Origin of the sequence: Laspinema palackyanum D2c, assembly GCF_025370875.1 — a bacterium.
In the GTDB taxonomy this organism is placed as follows: Bacteria; Cyanobacteriota; Cyanobacteriia; order Cyanobacteriales; family Laspinemataceae; genus Laspinema; species Laspinema palackyanum.
In genome coordinates this window covers 49,786-67,569 of the sequence record NZ_JAMXFD010000031.1, presented here as the reverse complement: position 1 = coordinate 67,569, position 17,784 = coordinate 49,786, and the positions used below count along the sequence as shown (strand labels likewise).

9 protein-coding genes are annotated in these 17,784 nt (G+C 49.7%); 2 read left to right on the top strand and 7 right to left on the bottom strand.

Annotation, left to right across the window (positions count from 1 at the left end; genetic code table 11):
• Window positions 1-11: 11 nt before the first annotated feature.
• The 3 genes from NG795_RS24675 to NG795_RS24665 all read right to left on the bottom strand — a co-directional run bounded on the left by NG795_RS24675 (window position 12) and on the right by NG795_RS24665 (window position 4,814).
• A complete protein-coding gene (locus NG795_RS24675; RefSeq protein ID WP_367291268.1) occupies window positions 12-1,343 on the bottom strand; it encodes a response regulator in 1,332 nt (443 codons plus the stop codon).
• A gap of 406 nt (window positions 1,344-1,749) precedes the next feature.
• Window positions 1,750-3,804: a protein kinase domain-containing protein gene (locus NG795_RS24670; RefSeq protein WP_367291267.1), complete on the bottom strand. Its 2,055-nt coding sequence runs from the start codon at window positions 3,802-3,804 to the stop codon at window positions 1,750-1,752.
• A gap of 557 nt (window positions 3,805-4,361) precedes the next feature.
• Window positions 4,362-4,814: a late competence development ComFB family protein gene (locus NG795_RS24665; protein ID WP_367291266.1), complete on the bottom strand. Its 453-nt coding sequence runs from the start codon at window positions 4,812-4,814 to the stop codon at window positions 4,362-4,364.
• 638 nt (window positions 4,815-5,452) lie between these two features.
• On the opposite strand from NG795_RS24665, the gene NG795_RS24660 reads away from it, so the two are divergent.
• A complete protein-coding gene (locus NG795_RS24660) occupies window positions 5,453-5,947 on the top strand; it encodes a DUF3172 domain-containing protein (protein WP_367291265.1) in 495 nt (164 codons plus the stop codon).
• Window positions 5,948-6,782: 835 nt separating this feature from the next.
• Complete coding sequence (bicA, locus tag NG795_RS24655; RefSeq protein WP_367291273.1) at window positions 6,783-8,489, top strand: bicarbonate transporter BicA; 1,707 nt, start codon at window positions 6,783-6,785, stop codon at window positions 8,487-8,489.
• Window positions 8,490-8,694: 205 nt separating this feature from the next.
• On the opposite strand, the gene NG795_RS24650 is transcribed toward bicA, so the two are convergent.
• The 4 genes from NG795_RS24650 to NG795_RS24635 form a co-directional block, all read right to left on the bottom strand.
• Entirely contained in the window at window positions 8,695-10,200 is a 1,506-nt protein-coding gene (locus NG795_RS24650) for an AMIN domain-containing protein (RefSeq protein ID WP_367291264.1), read from the bottom strand.
• Between the two features lie 208 nt (window positions 10,201-10,408).
• On the bottom strand, window positions 10,409-10,639 hold the full coding sequence (locus NG795_RS24645) for a DUF1049 domain-containing protein (RefSeq protein WP_367291263.1): 231 nt from the start codon (window positions 10,637-10,639) through the stop codon (window positions 10,409-10,411).
• A 67-nt stretch (window positions 10,640-10,706) separates the two neighbouring features.
• On the bottom strand, window positions 10,707-12,146 hold the full coding sequence (locus NG795_RS24640; protein ID WP_367291262.1) for a phosphoglucomutase/phosphomannomutase family protein: 1,440 nt from the start codon (window positions 12,144-12,146) through the stop codon (window positions 10,707-10,709).
• 361 nt (window positions 12,147-12,507) lie between these two features.
• Window positions 12,508-17,784, bottom strand: a 5,277-nt coding sequence (locus NG795_RS24635) for a CHAT domain-containing protein (RefSeq protein ID WP_367291261.1), incomplete at its 5' end; no start/stop codon positions are given.

Here is a 17,784-nt window from a genome sequence, read left to right as displayed (position 1 = left end):
AACCCACTCCTTCAGCAGGCGATCGCCTCCGAGTCATCCAGGGGAATCTGGATCTCAAATGCAGTTCCCACCCCCAATTCAGAATAGCAGGTCAAATTGCCATTGTGAGCTTCTTTAACAATTTGAAGGGAAATAGATAGCCCCAATCCGGTCCCTTTTCCCACAGGTTTCGTGGTAAATAAGTAATCAAAAATTTGGGATTTCACTTCCGGAGTCATTCCCTGAGCATTATCGGCAATTTGAATCACAATCTGTTGACCATCGGCGCTGAGTTTTGTCTCAATTGTGATTTGCGGCGCTAAATCTGGAGATGAAACAGCATTTCCCAGGCCCTCTTCTAAGGCATCAATGGCATTGGCAATAATATTCATAAACACTTGATTGAGCTGACCGAGATAGCAGCGAACCCGAGGTATTTTCCCATAGTTTTTAACCACTTTTATCTCTCTGCGGTTCGGAGTGGGTTTGAGCCGATGTTGTAAAATCATTAAGGTGCTATCGAGTCCTTCATGAATATTCGCCAACACTTTAGCCGTGGTATCAGAACGGCAAAAGGTTCCCAGGGAAGTGCTGAGGTTAGAAATGCGATCGGTCCCCACCTTCATCGAAGCCAGCATTTTGGGTAAATCTTGTAACAAATACTCAATATCGATTTCTACCCCTTTGCGCTGAATTTCTTCTCCGCTATTCGGAAACTTGGCTCGATACAGTTCTAAATATTCAATTAAATGAGAAACTCCTTCAGTCGCGATATCAATATTCCCAGCAATAAACCCCAAGGGATTTTTAATTTCATGGGCAACCCCCGCCACTAATTGACCGATGGAAGAGAGTTTTTCACCTCGGACCAATTGGAGTTGAGCCTTTTGGAGTTCAGCCAAAATTTGAGAGAGTTCGGCGGTTCTTTCTTCAACTCGTTGTTCAAGGGATTGTTTTTCATGAATTAATTCTCGGGTTAATCGCCGCAATTTAATATGAATTTTAATGCGAGCTAAAATTTCCGCTTGATAAAAAGGTTTGGTAATATAATCAACAGCTCCTAGTCCTAATCCTTTGGCCTTTTCTAAATTGTCAGAAATGCCGGTCATAAAAATAATCGGAATATTCTGGGTTTCAGGCTCAGATTGCAAGAGGGTACAAGTTTGGAACCCATCCATTTCTGGCATGATGACATCTAGTAAAATTAAATCAACGGGATGACTTTTGGCGAGGTCAATTCCTTTTTTTCCTTGTTTTGCCAAGAGGACATCATAGCCAACTTCAGTCAAAATATCATAGAGCAATTCTAGGTTAGTGGAGGAATCGTCAATTACTAACACTAACCCTATTTCCTCAGTGGTCATCACGCTCGCCTACCTTGCTATTCAAATCGATTTGGGGTTGAAACTCAAGAGTCAATATAAAAACAATATAAACTGAACAATAGGGTCTTACCGGCCTAAAACCGGGATGCGCTCAAGGGAGCCGAATGGGGTTTTATCGATTGTATAGGATTTGGGGACCGGAGGCTGTGATTTCTAACCGGGCGATCGCCCAGTGCAAGGCTCCCGGATGCCAGTACAGAAGTTAGATCTCAGGGACAAGAAACCGGGTTTCTAATCGCTACTGTACTGGCGTCCGAGGACCTGAAACTGGTTTTCTATCTGTGATTCGGGAGTACAACCGGAGAAAAAACGCGATCGGGTGTACAGAACAAACCCAATCGCGTTTTTAAAAAATTTAAACGGGAAGCTAGTCCCTGAGATTTGACTACGGATTGACTTTCCACAGTTTGATCGTGTCATCAAAGCTGCCGCTGACTAGGGTTTTGCCGCTTTTGCTAAAGGCGACCCCCACCCAATCGGTATGACCCTTGAGGGTTCCGACTTGGGAACCTGTGCCCATTTTCCATAGTTTAATCGTGCCACCGAGGTCTCCAGAGGCGAGGGTTTGGCCATCGGGGTTAAAGGCGACAGAGTGAACCTGTTCGGAATGACCCTTGAGGGTCCCGACGGGGAGGCCACTGCTGGAATCCCAAAGTTTAATGGTTTTATCCCAACTTCCCGAGGCGATGGTACTGCCATCAGGACTGAAGGCGACGGACCAGACGGCATCGGAATGTCCCAACAGGGTGCGGATCAGTTTGCCGCTGTGCCAGTTCCAGAGTTTCACGGTGCCATCGGTACTGCCGGAGGCGAGAGTTTGACCATCGGCACTAAAGGCGACGGATTGGACCTCTTGGGAATGACCGATGAAGCTGCGAACTTCAGAACCGGCGAGTCCGGAGTAGTTGTTGGCATGGAGTCGCCAAACTTTGATGCTCTTGTCGAAGCTGCCGGAGGCGAGACTTTGACTATCGGGACTGAAGGCGACGGAGAAGACTCCGGCTTTGTGGCCCTTGAGGGTGCCGAGGAGTTCCCCGGTTTGGAGGTCCCAAAGTTTGATGGTTTTATCGGCACTGCCGGAGGCGAGGAACTGGCCATTGGGACTAATGGCTAGGGTCCATACCGGGTCAGAATGACCGCTGAGAATCCGGAGGGGAACGCGGACGTTATTGGTGCTAACGTGCCAGAGTTGAATGGTGCCATCGGTGCTGCCGGAGGCGATGGTACTGCCATCGGGACTGACGGCGACAGACCAGACGGGTCCCGAGGCGATCGCCAAGGTCCGCATGGGTTGGACGTTAGACATGGGATAGCTAGACTCTTCGGGGAATGCCGGGAGTTTGTAAGACAACTCCGGAGGTTTGACCCGATACATCATCTGAGGCGGTGGCGGTGGCGGTGCAGGTTCCAAGGGGGTTTGCTGGAAACTCACCGGGACCGAAGTCGGAGCACGATAACCCAGGGTCATGGACAAGACGGCGATCGCCGCGCCACCCACCAAGGTTGCGACCCGTTTGTTGGGCGGGGGTAATACCGCTTCTAAGTTGGGGGCATTCAGGGCTTTGAGGGCTTCAGCACTGGAGGAATAGCGCTGTTTGATATCCCGTTGCACCAGGGTATCCAGAACCCGGCTTAACTGCAAACTAACGGGTTGAGTGAGATATTCAGACCAGACCCAACTTTCCGTTTTAATGCTGTACAAATCAAAGGGCGAGAGTCCGGTTAACAGATGCAAGCAGGTAACACCCAGACTGTACAGGTCGCTCCCTTGAACGGCTTGGCCTTTGGTTTGTTCAGGGGCGGCATATTCTGCGGAACCCAGGGCCGTGGCGGAGGCGATCGCACTCATCCCCGTGGGATGTTCGACCGTGCCAAAATCAACGAGAATAATTTTGCCATCCCTGTGGCGACGAATCAGGTTTTCGGGTTTAATATCCCGATGAATCAACAAACTGTTGTGAACAAATTTCAACACCGGCAGAACGTCGGTGAGAATTTGACGAATTTTTTTCTCATTAAAGGGGCCGCTTTCAGCGAGTTCAGCGGCTAAATTTTGGCCTTCGACATATTCTTGGATTAAATAGTGACTGCCATTCTCTTCAAAAGAAGCATAGAGTTCGGGAATCAGCGGATGCTCAGTTAATTCATCCAGAAGCATGATTTCTGAGGTCAATGCTTTCGGGGATCCAGGAGTAGCCCCTCGGAATCGGGCGATCGCCTTGTCGGTTTTTCCGGAGAAAAACTGCTTAATCGCGCAACGAGGTTTCGAGGGTTTGTCTTCATCGATCGCCAAGAAGGTCCGGCCATATTTTCCCTGACCGAGGAGTTCCAAGCTGCGGTACCGCCCTTTTAAAAGCAGGGGTTGACCACAGCTAGAACAAGTGTCAGCGTAATGGGTATTTTCTGAATTTTGGCAATCGGGATTGATGCAATGAGTCATAATTCGCAAGCCCTTAGCACATTTAATCTATAATAAATCTTCCCAAGCATAACCTGCGTTTCCGGTGTCAGCCCGGGGTGGAATTAAATCCCTGGATTTGGGGAGTAAGTCCCTCGATCAAGCCTTTAATCCAAGAGTTATGCACCCGGGGAGCCAGTTCACACCCGCCGATCCACAAAGGATGTGGGGTTGCCCTCGTGGGTCTAATGAACAGGGCGATCGCCATCGACGAGGGAATACCTTCGCCCTTTGCTGATGCCCCATCCGGAATATCCCGTTACTTTATGCTCGTTTCTATTCAATCGCCTCCCTCATTAGGGCGACTTTTCACCACAGGCAATGTCTGCCAGGACGCAAGAGGTGGCTCTATTTTGTTAAGAAATGTTGCAAAATCAGCCGATTGACCTGAACCTTGGATTCCGGTCCTCCAAAATTAGCAGTGCCTTGTCTTTTAAGTCAAGACGAACTTCTGGCATCCCCAGTTTCATCAGATTTTTGTTTTCACCAATCCGGTGGATCTCCTTACACCATGCCACCCCAATGTAAGGGTGATGAAGTTATGGTGTAGGCATCCCATTCTGTTCCACCCACTTGGTTCGAGCGTAAATTGCCAGTTCATCCCACTGGCAGGATTCCTGACTCGCTTCCCCCAGGTTGGGTTTGGATTTACCTTCTTCGGTAGTGCTGTAGGGACGGCGTTTGAGAAGCTCACAAAATTCTTGGGGTGGAGTTTTCAATACCTTAGGCAGAATAACGTGGATACCTTCCTGAATTAACCCTTCCAGATGGAACTGTTCTGAGGACCCTAAGCACAATCCGATCGCCGGACGAGCCTCCCCGGTGACCACATACAGACTAGGGACTCGATTTAAGATATAGGCAATGAGTTCTAACTGAAAATCTGAGTCGTCGAGAACACTTTTATATAGAGAGTAGGGATAAGTCTGGAGAACATAATCCACTCGATCAGATACCAATTTTAGCGTTAAATTTACCAGGTGTTTTGCCATAATTTAATTTTTCAATTCCTGAATTAACCGCTCGTGATTTTCCTCTTTATAAAATTTCTGAATGGGGACCGATTTTCAGCAAAATACAGCCTGCATCTCGCCGAATAGACAAGCCCGGGTAAAAGCTCACAAATCTTGCAGCCTTTCCCGGGAAAGACTTCAACCGCTCTGTTTTTTACAGAACCCGGTGAAATCCCTGAAGTGGACTATCAAATCCCCTAAGCCTATTTTGCCATTTTTCTCTTTAGTTGACCTGGGGAAATTGTAAAAATAAAATAAAAATTTAGCGTCAATCTGATTGACTTTCGTCAAACCTTAATTTTTTTAAAGAGGCTCACAATTAGCCATGAGGTTTTAAAATTGTACCACTTGTTGACCTTAAGTCAAAAAATCCAGCCGGTTGGGAGTCGGGGTTCGTGGAGGGGGAGAAATACATTTTTGGTGGGGTGTTGGCCCTTAATTTTAGGAGCCCGGGGGGCGGGATTGCCGCAGGAAAGCGCAGAAAAGGGCAGAATGTGGAACCACCTCCGGGCGATCGCACCGTTGAGGAACAGCCATCTCGGAGTCAGATTCGGCATACTAATAGATAGAGATCATCCAACCCATCCCAAACCAACGTCTCAAACCCACCAAAGACCATGTATCGAAAACCAAAATCCTCATCCCCCTTTAACTACACCTCCCTGGCGATTTTAGCTGGGGTTTTCGTGTTGGGAATCGGGATCGGTATTGCCTTTAGCTCTACCGCCAACTTCAGTCCAGAAAACGTGGCATCGCGGGAAGTCATCGATCGCAGCGCCCCTAACCCAGAACTCTGCATTCAATATGGAGCCAGTGCGATGGTGATGGATACTCGCATCTTCGTCACCCTTAATCCTTTCAATGTTTATATATCCCAGCCCAAAATGCAGCCAGGGTGCGTACTGCGAACCAATACCTGGAATATTTTGGAGCAACGCAAACTGGTCAGCAACGATCAGGTCCGTGACTGCAAAAATCGCATGAACACCTTTGGATTCACGGGCGCATTGGAAAATACCCCAGAGATTAGTTGTATTTATCAAAATGACGCGGCGGGAAATTTATTCTTCCAAGGATCTGGAGGCAGACCCCCAGAAACCGAACGCTTTTAAGGTGCAGGGGATTCGTTATCCCGTTGAATTTTGCGTTTTATAAAGGATAAAGGATGCGGAGGTTGCTCCGCGTCCTTTTGCATTTTTAGGGTTCATCATCTGCCTTTTGTTGACTCCCAACAATTTGTTCGAGTCCGGGGATACCCTATAGGGGAGACCCACTGGGTTTTTTGGTCTTTCTGGGTAGGTATCAGCAATTTCCAACAAATAAACCCTCCAGCCGTTCGTAGTAACTCCTTGACGGGGTTTCTTTAAAGATGACTCAGTTCATGAGTCACTACAAACGGTTGGAGGGTTTTATTTTTTGGAGTTCCCTCAGCAATCAAGAAAGGTCTACCCTAGCGCGTAACAGTCTCTTTTCTCGAATCCGGTATCCGCATCTTCAGTAGACTTGTGGCAGAATGGTAAAAAGCGCCCGTGAATCCAACATTTATTCCTCTGACTTCCCGCTTTTTAAAGGGAACTGTCCGGGGATGTGACGAGAGGTTTGGAGGATTGAGCGGGAATTGGGGAAGAGGGCGAGTGAGTATTTATGCCCGTTTAACTCTTAACCATTGATTATTCTTTATAGCCAGCCTAGAAAACAATCAATCCACTGCAATATAGATAGGCGATCGCCCTGGATAGGTCGCCAGTCATTGATCCCCGAACCTTTTCCCCTCAAGAGGTTTCAGCTTGTTTTTGAACTAGATAAGGGTCTGGGTAATCAGAGTCGTAAAAAACCTCTGAAGGTTTTTATGCGCTCAAACCCTTGCTAAGGATTCCGGTTCCTATATGATTAGAAGATCCAATTCGTTGCAGAGCGATTCAAGCCTCTAAAGTTCATAGTCCAATGATGAGTATTTTTAATCACATCGATTTCAAAAACATACGCGGGGATGCGTTTGGCGGCGTCACGGCGGCGATCGTCTCTCTGCCAATGGCCTTGGCATTCGGGGTCTCCTCCGGTGCCGGACCCGTAGCGGGTCTTTATGGTGCGGTTTGCGTGGGCTTTTTTGCGTCCTTGTTTGGCGGAACTCCTGCCCTGATGTCCGAACCCACCGGACCGATGACCGTGGTAATGACGGCGATCGTTACCTCAATGATTGCCAAAAATCCAGAGAATGGATTGGCGATGGCCTTTACGGTGGTCATGCTGGCGGGACTCTTTCAAATTATCTTTGGCATCTTCCGGTTGGGTAAATACATTACCCTCATGCCTTACACGGTAATTTCGGGCTTTATGTCTGGAATTGGCCTGATTATGATTGTGCTACAACTAGGACCTTTTTTAGGCCATCCTAGTAAAGGAGGGGTGCTCGGAACCCTTCGCAATCTGCCGATGTTTTTGAGCAATATTGACGTACCCGAAGCGATTTTAGCCGCTTTGACGTTAGGGATTCTGTTCTTCATGCCATCCAAATTTAGGCGGATCGTACCCCCGCAATTGGTGGCATTAATTGTCGGGACAGTCTTTTCCCTGGTGTTTTTCGCGAATGCGGATATTAGGACGATTGGCGTCATTCCAATGGGACTACCGCAATTAAATATGCCTGTGTTTACCGTCACGGCATTTCGGGAAATGCTGATTGATGGCATTGTGTTGGGGATGCTCGGTTGTATCGACTCCCTGCTGACTTCTGTGATTGCTGATAGTTTGACCCGCACTCACCATAACTCGGATAAAGAATTAATCGGACAAGGGATTGGGAATATCGTTTCAGGACTCTGTGGAGGACTTCCCGGTGCCGGTGCGACAATGGGAACGGTGGTGAATATCCAGGCGGGTGGCCGAAGTGCTTTGTCCGGGTTAACCCGTTCAGCAATTTTGCTGGTGGTGATTTTGTGGGCAGCGCGTCTGACGGAAAATATTCCGATGGCGGTGTTGGCAGCGATCGCCCTCAAGGTTGGAGTTGATATTATCGATTGGGCATTCCTCAAACGTGCTCACCGGGTGTCGATGAAAGCGGCCTTGATTATGTATGCGGTGATTGCGCTGACAGTGTTTGTGGATTTAATCGTGGCCGTTGGAGTGGGGGTGTTTATTGCTAATATCCTGACGATCCAACGAATGAGCGATATTCATGGACAGGATGTCAAGGCGATTACCGATGCCGATGATGAAATTCTGATGACTGATGAAGAGAAACGGTTGCTGCAAGAAGGGAATGGCAGGATTCTGCTGTTCTATATTAGCGGACCGATGATTTTTGGAGTCTCGAAGGCGATCGCTCGGGAACAGTCGGCCGTGGAGAATTTTGAAGTGCTGATTTTAGACCTGAGTGAGGTGCCCATGTTAGGGGTGACTTCTTCTCTGGCGATCGAAAATGCCATTAAAGATGCCCTAGACAAAGGTCGTCATGTCTTTATTGTCGGTGCTGCTGGTCAGATTAGACGCCGATTAGAACGGTTTGGGATTGTGCAATTGTTACCCCCTCACCACATGACGGGAACTCGGGTTGAGGCCCTTCAACAAGCGGTTGCCTTGATTTCGGTGGATTCCGGTGAAATGAAGGATGTTGTAACCCCGAATAATCTGGGAACAACGATGCAACCTTCTTGAATTCAACAGCCTCAAGTGTCGTTGAACAAAGGGATGGGGTATCATTTGTCCACATTATTGACAGACAAGGGGGGAGTCGATCGCATCGATTCCCCCCTTGTCTGTTTTGATATCAGAGGACTTACCCTGGATCTGGAGATTGAACCCTAAATGTAGGGGGACTCTATCAATTTCCCCGACAACCGATCGGGGGAATGAGGAAGGATTATCGCCAATGTTCGCTTAAACGCACCGGGAGAATTTGTCCGGGTTCGACAATGGCGGCGATATCGGAACGTAGAAACGAGGTGACTGCACCAGCAGCGGCACCCCCTAACAAGGGACCTCCAGCTAAACCGCCGAGGACTGCGCCAGCAACGGCCCCTAATGCGGAGTAGCTAAGGGTTCTTCTCTCGGAAATATCTCGATTGCCGTCGAGGGGTTCGGATTGGGCGAGGAAGGGGAGGGCCCGACCTTTGAGGATGATGGATTGGGTCTGAAAGCGGATTTTTCCCCGATCGCGCACGAAACTGCCAATCACTGGGGTGCCTACAGGGGCAACTAATTGGCCGGTGCGATCGTAAATATCAGAATACACCACCAGGACTTCTTGTCTGGGGAGGCGGTCTTCTAAGGCGATCGCCACGGAACCCGGATAGCTCAGGACCAAAACGGTCCCGGATGAGAGCAACACATCAGACGGGATATTCGCTGCGACTTCCTCCGGCATGGATGGGGGAGTTTCAGCGGTTACGGGTTCGGGACCCGTACCGATCGCCCCGGTTGTCGGGAGAGGTTGTCCAAAGGCGAGGATGCCATCAGTCTCCGAATTCAGGACGGTGGGTGTTTCCATGACTGGGGATGGCGGTGGCGGTGAAATTTCTGATTCTACAGTCACGGGAATCGGGGTACTCTGCACGATCGCCTCCTGAACCGAGGAACTTTCCACCGGGGGAACGGTGATTGTGGGGGTGCTATTTACCCCAGTCGAGGTTTCCACCGGCAATTCAAAGTCTAAATCCTCAGTTACTTCCCGCGATCGGGCATCCTCAACGGGGATATTCAATTCTGAGAGTTGTGGTGGCGGTGGCGGTGGCGGCACATTCAGAACTGGCATTTGTTCCAGTTCTAAGTTGGGATTAAATTCCGCCGATTCCAGGGTGGGTGCAGGCAAGGAAATCCCTGGGGGCTGATTTGCCGCCGATGGCGGTAACATCGGCAGAGTGCGAAGATCCGCCCTCGGTTCCGTTACTGTAGTGGGTAGGGATTCTGCCAGTTGCACCGCCGGACGAACCACCCAGCGATTGCTTTGTCCGATGGGGGTGACGGTGACTGGGTTGGAGTCTAGGGTGACTCCTGGTGCAAATTCCATGACAATCCGCGTGACCCCTGATTCCATTTGAGAAATCCGAATTTCCCTGACAGTCCCTTGATAATTTTCGGCGCTGGATTGTACAGGATTGTCGCCATTGGGGATATCGATCGCAATCCGCAGAGGGTCGGTGAGGATGGAATAGTCTGGGGTGACACCCTCGGGAACGGTAATTTGTAGTTCGTTGGTATAGGGGTCGAATTCCCAGATTCTCAGTTCCGGCGCGGAGGCCATCGCCGGGATGGAGGCAGTCAAGAGGGGATCAGCGGCGATCGCCAATCCTGGCCCCTGCATGGTACTACAGAAGGTCGTCGCTAACAGGACTAAGGAAAACCGCCGCGCTAATCTTGTTTTATTCATGGCTTGTTAAAAATAGGTTAAAGGGATTTTTAGGGGACTAGGTTGCGACTTGAGATGCGGTTAGATCTCAGTTAAATATAAAAGTTTAAGGGACAGGAGCAGGCAGTCGGGTATTGGGAATTGAGTTAAACTATTATCCGATTTTTTCCCATTTGTCAAGGGTTTCAATTCACTCAATTCCGTTGCGGTGGAACCCGAGGATTAAGACTCAAGAAAAATTGCGGCCCTTACTAAACAGAGACAGGGCCAATGCTCCTCCAATCATCCCTAACCCGGTACTGGTGGCTAATACGAGACCGACGGGAATCGGAATCGAACTAAATCCCAAAAACATTAAGGAAACCGGGGTAGCATTTTGGACCGACAGCAGGGCGATCGTCACCACCCAAATCGCGGCGATCGCACTGACTAAGGTCGGAATCAGTTTGGTAATTGGCATAATGTTTTCACCTCTTTTACAGCAACAAACGGCAGGGATTTAAACCCCTGCCGTTTTCTGGGGGTTACTACGCAGCAACCGGGGCTAGTTTATCGATTTTTGCCTGCATTTCTTGGCCGACTTTTTGGAGTTTTTCGGGAGAATTAGTTTCCATATAAACCCGAATCAAAGGTTCCGTTCCCGAGGGACGCAACAACACCCAACCGCCATCTTCAAGATAGAGTTTAATCCCATCTTTGCGCCCGACTTCTTTAACCTGAATTCCCGCCACTTCTGTGGGGGGATTTTTCAGGTAAGTATCGAGAACTGCTGCTTTGTGCGCTTCCGTCAAATGTAAATCCAGACGGTTGTTATAGAGGGGGCCGCCTGCTTCGGCGATCACCTCTTCCACCAATTGACTGAGGGGTTTACCGGCGAAAGCAACTGCTTCGGCAACCAACATATCAGCCAGAATGCCATCTTTTTCTGGGATGTGACCCAAGATGCTCAAACCGCCGGATTCTTCCCCGCCGATCAGTACATCAGTTTCCCGCATTTTTTCCCCAACATATTTAAAACCAACAGCGGTTTCATAGAGGGTTAAACCGTATTTTTCCGCCAGGTTATCTAACAGGTGAGTGGTGGCAACGGTGCGGACAATTGCGCCTTTTTTACCTTTATTTTGGAGCAAATGCTTTGCTAATAATAGCAGGATGGTATTGGGGGTGAGAACATTGCCTTTCTCATCGACAATTCCGAAGCGATCGGCATCCCCATCGGTTGCCAAACCCAAATCGGCATTATCTTTTTTGACTGCCTCGACCAACTCCACCAGCATTTCTCCTTTGGGTTCGGGCATTCCTCCCCCAAATAGGACATCGCGCCAAGTGTGGAAGCTTTCGGTTTCGCAACCGCAATGATCTAAAACTAGGTCTAAATAACCCCGGGAAGTGGAATACAATGCATCATATTTGACCTTGAGTTTCGCCTTGCGAATGGTATCCACATCCAGCAACGTGTAGAGGAATTCCAAATAAGCGGGTTTAGGGTCAAAAATGGAAATTTTATCGGTATTCTTACCCGAGGGCGGTTCATCCGACGCCTTGGCAATATTTGCCACAATGGTATCGGTGATTTCTGGGGTAGCAGGACCCGCATAATCGGGGATATATTTAATGCCACAATAAGGGGCCGGGTTGTGGGAGGCGGTGAACATCAATGCACCGGCAGTATTCAGATGGCGGGCATTATAAGCTATTACCGGGGTCGGACAATCCCGGTCCGTCATCTTGACAGTCCAACCCAAATCTACTAAGACTTCCGCCGCTGTTTGAGAAAATTGGTCGGCCAAAAAGCGGGGGTCATAAGCAATTAAAACGGGCTTATCTTTACTGTAGGCAGTTTCCAGATAAGCGGCGATCGCCCTCGTTACCTTCCGCACGTTGGCAAAGGTAAAATCTCGGGCGATAATTCCCCGCCATCCATCGGTACCAAATACGATTTCCTCTGAGGTGCCTGCTGCACTCATGTTTGCTAGTCTCTCTGAACGCACTTCACCCTAATAGTACAGGATTTGTCCTTGGTCATTTGTCCTTGGTCCTTGGTCCTTTGTTGGGGACAATGTTTGTAGTAACGACTTCAGTCGTTGCTTTCCTGTCATGGCATTAGCCATGACAGGCACCATCAGCAGATTCAGCGCCAGTTTGGGGACTGGATCTGACCCCTCCACAGGGGCGTTACTTGGCTAATAGCCATGACAGGCACCATCAGCAGATTCAGCGCCAGTTTGGGGACTGGATCTGACCCTTCCACAGGGGCGTTACTTGGCATTAGCCAAGTAACGCGGATAACGACTGAAGTCGTTACTACAAACATGGACCCCATCTCGCCTACCAGGGACTGCCAATTAGGGTGAAACTGGACCAATAATAAGGATGAGCAAACGAAAGACGTTGATTTTGCAATCCCGAAGGGAGGGTGACGCCGCCGCGAGTTCCTGTTCCGAGTAACTGTCCTCCTTCCAACCGGACTTCCCCGCGAATCATGGCAATTTGGGCCTCCCGTAAGGCTTCAGCTTTAATTTTGGCATTTGTCAGGTGGCTATAAAACTCCGTCATCAGTGCTAGAGTTCCTTCATCGCTGACGTACCAGAGGGAGGCTAAGGCGGATTTGACCCCAGCTTGGACTGCTAACCCGGCAAACCCTAATTCGGCGCGTTCGTCCCCTAATGCGGTACGACAGGCAGAAAGGACTAATAACTCGACAACGGGGTTGTTCCAACCCATTTCCCGAATCCGATCGAGTTGCAGTTGGTCATCCCATAGCTGAATATAGGATTCGCCGGGACTGCCGGACTTAAATTCGCCGTGAGTGGCAAGGTGAATGATGGGATAGGGATAGCTTTGCCGTTGCTGGATTAAATTCTCTCGGGTAAACTGCTCGTTTATAAAGGCTTCGCCTTGCCATAAGCGATCGGCAATGGTGGTGAGTTCTACGGGAACCGCCGGTAAGGGGGACAGTTTGGTAAAGGTGGATGCGCCCATTGCTAAAACCCTTGTATCCTGTAAGGGACGATAGGTTGTATCAATTAAGCTGACGGAGGGAATCTGACTTAGGCTATATTTTTCGACGAGAAACTGTTCCCCATCATGTAAGGCAGCGACGGGTAAAGAACGCAATCCAGCATCCATGCTGAACATGATGGTATTAATCCCTGCGGCTTCTAGGTCCGAGGCGATCGGGGCAATCAGCCAGTTATACAACTGTTGGGCGGATTTGAGATAACTCCGGGAATTGAGGCGTCGTGGATTGGTGAGTTCCCCGCGAAACTGGTTAACGACTTCTAAAAGTTGTTCTCGCGGCGCTTCTGGAATGGTTTTGCGGATGGGTTGTCCGTCTGCGGTAAACAGGATCAGTTCCAGTTGGCTGGGTAAGGCGCTGATGTAAACGACGGCAAAGTGATAGCCGGTTTCAGCGGTAATTTTGACTAAGGCATCCTTCAACGACGCGCTATTCATTAATCCTTCGGAGAAATTAGTCCCGAAATACTCGCTATATTCGTCATCGCGGCTTTGTTCGAGGGAGGCGACGGCATCGCCTCCAGCAACCGTTAGGGGATTGCTCGTGAGGGCGTTGAGAGCTTGGGCGATTTGTTGAGTGGTAGAGGTGCGATCGCTGACGCTATTGGTTGCACTTTTGAGGTCACTCATCCCGATCGCCTGCATCATACTGTTGAGGGTACTATTATTTTGCAACCCTTGGACTCCAATGCGATCGCTGTTAACCATGCTTGTGAGGGCAAGGCTGTCTCCGGTGCTTGATAGGACTTGCTGCAATTCTGGATTCTGTTGGGCTATGCTTAAGTTCATCCCTGGATCTACCGTCAACACGGGATTGAGTGGTTGCGTTGCGGTAGGATTCCCCGCTTGCTGGGCTGGTGGCAGCAAGTTACTCGCCTCAATCCGAGGGGCTACAAACGCATTCGCTACTGCGGTGGGTGCGATCGCCCCCCCTTCAGAAATATCCAGTTGTCCGCCATTCGTCAACACAGTTCCGGTATTCACCTCTCCCGTCTTACTGTTGAGATCGATATTTCCACCCCCCAAGGCTCCAGTTGAGGTAACATTCCCGGTGTTAATCTCTCCCTCAGCATAGACGCTAATATCTCCGGCAGTTCCGGTTCCCGCTATACTTTCAATATTGCTGGTGGTAATCGTACCCGACCGACTTTCGATTTGGATGTTGCCACTATTGTTTCCGCCGATGGAGCGAATGTCTCCGGTGAGTATATCGTTCTGTGCATTGACGGCAATATTACCCGAATTACCACTGTGAGCAATGGTTTCGATATTGCCGGTGGTGACGCTTCCGGAATTGCTACTCACATCAATGTTGCCACTATTTTGACTGGCTTCGGACCGAATGTCTCCGGTGATTACATCTTTCTGTGCATTGACGGCAATATTGCCTGAATCCCCATTGTGAGCAATAGTTTCTACATTGCCGGTGGTGACAGACCCTTCGCTGCTGTTGACGGTAATATCCCCGCTATTTTGACCGCCTTCGGACCGAATGTCTCCGGTTTCAACGTCTCCTGACCCTTCCACAAGGATATTGCCGGAATCCCCGTTTTCAGATGTAGATTCAATATCCCCAGTGAGTACGGAACCATCTTCCGCAATCACGGTAATATCCCCGGCACCTTCAGCACCGGACGATCGCAGTTCGGCGGTTTGAATGTTCCCGGAGGTGCTAAAGGTATTTAAGGTGATATTCCCGGATGTACCCGAAGGGGCGAGGGTTTGAATTGCCCCCGTTGTAATGGTGCTGGCGTCACTGGTGATGGTGACGTCGCCACTTTCTAAGTTGCCAAAGGAGGCAATATTATTTAAGGTGACGCTACCACTGGCGGATAGATTGACATTTCCCCCGGTGCCGTTGGTGGAATAGGTGGCAATGTGATCGATGTTAATGTTGCCCTGGGGAGCTTGGATGGCGATCGCACCTCCGCCACCATTGCGGGTACTGGAAAAAATTACGCCGGTTGTGATATCTCCGATGCTATTCCCCAGGGTAACATTCCCGCTGCCTTCTCCGGCATAAGAACTGATATGACTGGTGGTAATTTGGTTACGCGCATTTAAAGTGATATTGCCTGCGGTGCCATTGGCGGAATAGGCGTTAATATTGGCTTGGTTATGTTGGAAGGCATTGGCGACTTCCGGGGAAGACACATCGGCATCTAGGGCAATTTGTGCTTCCCCCGATAAGTTTCCGGCGGTGGTATCGATCGCCCCACTGCGACTAATCAGCGAAATTTCTCCCCCGAGTGAGGTACTAGCATCATCTAAAGTAAAACTGCGAATAAATCCGGTTTTGATATCCCCTTCGGCAGTTACGGTAATTTGTCCGGCATTGCCATCGCTGGAATAGGAGTCTAGGTTACCTCCACTGGCATTGACTCCGCCTGTGGTACTGTTCAGGGTAATACTCCCCCCCTGTTGTGCACCTTCGGACCGAATCCCATTGGTGGTAAGATTGCCATGAGCAGACAGGTTAACGGTTCCGGCAGTGCCGGTTTGGGAGTAAGAGTTGAGGGAACCCTCAGTGGCGATCGCCCCCGTATTGCTATTGATGGTAATATCTCCGCCTTCTGTATAGCCTTCGGAGCGAATGGTTGAGGTGATGACATCTCCCGGTGCTGTGAGGGTGACATTCCCGGCTGTTCCTGCACTGGAGTAGGAATTTAATCCGCCATTGCGACTATCAATGGTTCCCGTGGTACTATTCAGCGTAATACTCCCCCCGCGTTGTATTCCTTCGGACCGAATCTCCTGGGTGGTAATATTCTGATTGGCGCTGAGATTGACAGTTCCGGCAGTCCCAGTTTGGGAGTAAGAGTTGAGGGAACCGTCGGTGGCGATCGCGCCAGTATTGCTGGTGAGGGTAATCTCTCCGCCTTCTGTATAGCCTTCGGAGCGAATTGTAGATGTGGTAATATTCCCCGGTGCTGTGAGGGTGACATTTCCAGCAGTTCCCGCACTGGAGTAGGAATTCAATCCGCCACCACTGGCATTGAGCGCGCCTGTGGTGCTGGTAATCGCGATACTCCCACCTTGTTGCGCCCCTTCCGAACGAATCCCGTTGGTGGTAATATCGGTATTGGCACCCAGGCGGAGTGTACCTGCGTTTCCAGTTTCTGAGAAAGAGTCGAGAGAACCGGGCGCGGCGATCGCGCCCTGGCTGCTATTTACGGTAATGTTCCCGCCTTGGGTATATCCCTCGGAACGAATCGCACTGCGACTGGCATCGCCACCCAAAGTCAGGCTATTGGCTACGGAAATCGTCACATCTCCGGCTGCACCTGCACTTGAATACGAGTTAATGGTTGCCGCACCCACATCCAACGTACCACCACTGGTAATATTTATCGCTCCTCCTTGTTGTGCTGCATAAGAAGCGAGATGATTGCTGCTAATATTTCCCTGGGGTACATTTAGGGTAATAGTCCCCCCATTACCATTTTCCGACACCGAGAAAATTACGTTGGTGTTGATATCTCCTAAGGTGCTGTTGACGTTGACATTGCCGCTATTAGCTGCTCCAAACGAGCTAATGTGACTGGTTGTAATTCCATTCGGTGCCGAGAGAGTAATGTTTCCTCCGATGCCATTTGTAGCATAGGCATCCAGATTGGCAAGCTCTGATGAAAAGCTATTGGAAATGTCTTCGATCGCCGCATCCGCAGAAATTATGGCTTCTTCCGATAACGTTCCCCCCGCCGTGGTATCGATCGCGCCCGAATTGCTTGTGATGCTGATATTGCCGCCTTTTTTGGTTTCATCCCCAACTGCCCAACTTCGGATATAATTGGTGACAATATTTCCCTGTGCTTGAAGCGTTACATTGCCCGCATTGCCATGATCCGAAGTAGAAATTAACGTCCCAAGGCTGGTATCAATTTCACCGGCATTACTCGTCAGGGTAATGCTTCCTCCCTGTTCCCCGCCGTTGGAACTAATCTCAACCGTGGTAATGTCGGTATTGGCGGTTAAAGCGACATTTCCAGCAATCCCATCATTGGAGTAAGAGTTGAGGGAACCCTCGGTGGCGATCGCGCCAGTATTGCTGGTGATGGTAATATCTCCGCCTTCTGTATAGCCTTCGGAGCGAATCGTAGATGTGGTAATATTCCCCGGTGCTGTGAGGGTGACATTTCCAGCAGTTCCCCCACTGGAGTAGGAATTTAATTCGCCACCACTGGCATTAAGCGCGCCAGTATTGCTATTGATGGTAATATCTCCGCCTTCTGTATAGCCTTCGGAGCGAATCGTCGATGTGGTAATATTCCCCGGTGCTGTGAGGGTGACATTTCCAGCAATTCCCGCACTGGAGTAGGAATTTAATTCGCCACCACTGGCATCGATCGCGCCAGTATTGCTTGTGAGGGTAATATCTCCGCCTTCTGTATAGCCTTCGGAGCGAATCGTAGATGTGGTAATATTCCCCGGTGCGGTGAGGGTGACACTTCCAGCAGTTCCCGCACTGGAGTAGGAATTTAATTCGCCACCACTGGCATCGATCGCGCCCGTATTGCTTGTGAGGGTAATATCTCCGCCTTCTGTATAGCCTTCGGAGCGAATCGTAGATGTGGTAATATTCCCCGG

Bases quoted from the DNA above. Each gene is read 5' to 3' on its own strand.
- NG795_RS24650 (WP_367291264.1), bottom strand. From the start codon at position 10,200: ATGAATAAAACAAGATTAGCGCGGCGGTTTTCCTTAGTCCTGTTAGCG.
- bicA (WP_367291273.1), top strand. From the start codon at position 6,783: ATGAGTATTTTTAATCACATCGATTTCAAAAACATACGCGGGGATGCG.
- NG795_RS24670 (WP_367291267.1), bottom strand. From the start codon at position 3,804: ATGACTCATTGCATCAATCCCGATTGCCAAAATTCAGAAAATACCCAT.
- NG795_RS24645 (WP_367291263.1), bottom strand. From the start codon at position 10,639: ATGCCAATTACCAAACTGATTCCGACCTTAGTCAGTGCGATCGCCGCG.
- NG795_RS24640 (WP_367291262.1), bottom strand. From the start codon at position 12,146: ATGAGTGCAGCAGGCACCTCAGAGGAAATCGTATTTGGTACCGATGGA.
- NG795_RS24665 (WP_367291266.1), bottom strand. From the start codon at position 4,814: ATGGCAAAACACCTGGTAAATTTAACGCTAAAATTGGTATCTGATCGA.
- NG795_RS24660 (WP_367291265.1), top strand. From the start codon at position 5,453: ATGTATCGAAAACCAAAATCCTCATCCCCCTTTAACTACACCTCCCTG.
- NG795_RS24675 (WP_367291268.1), bottom strand. From the start codon at position 1,343: ATGACCACTGAGGAAATAGGGTTAGTGTTAGTAATTGACGATTCCTCC.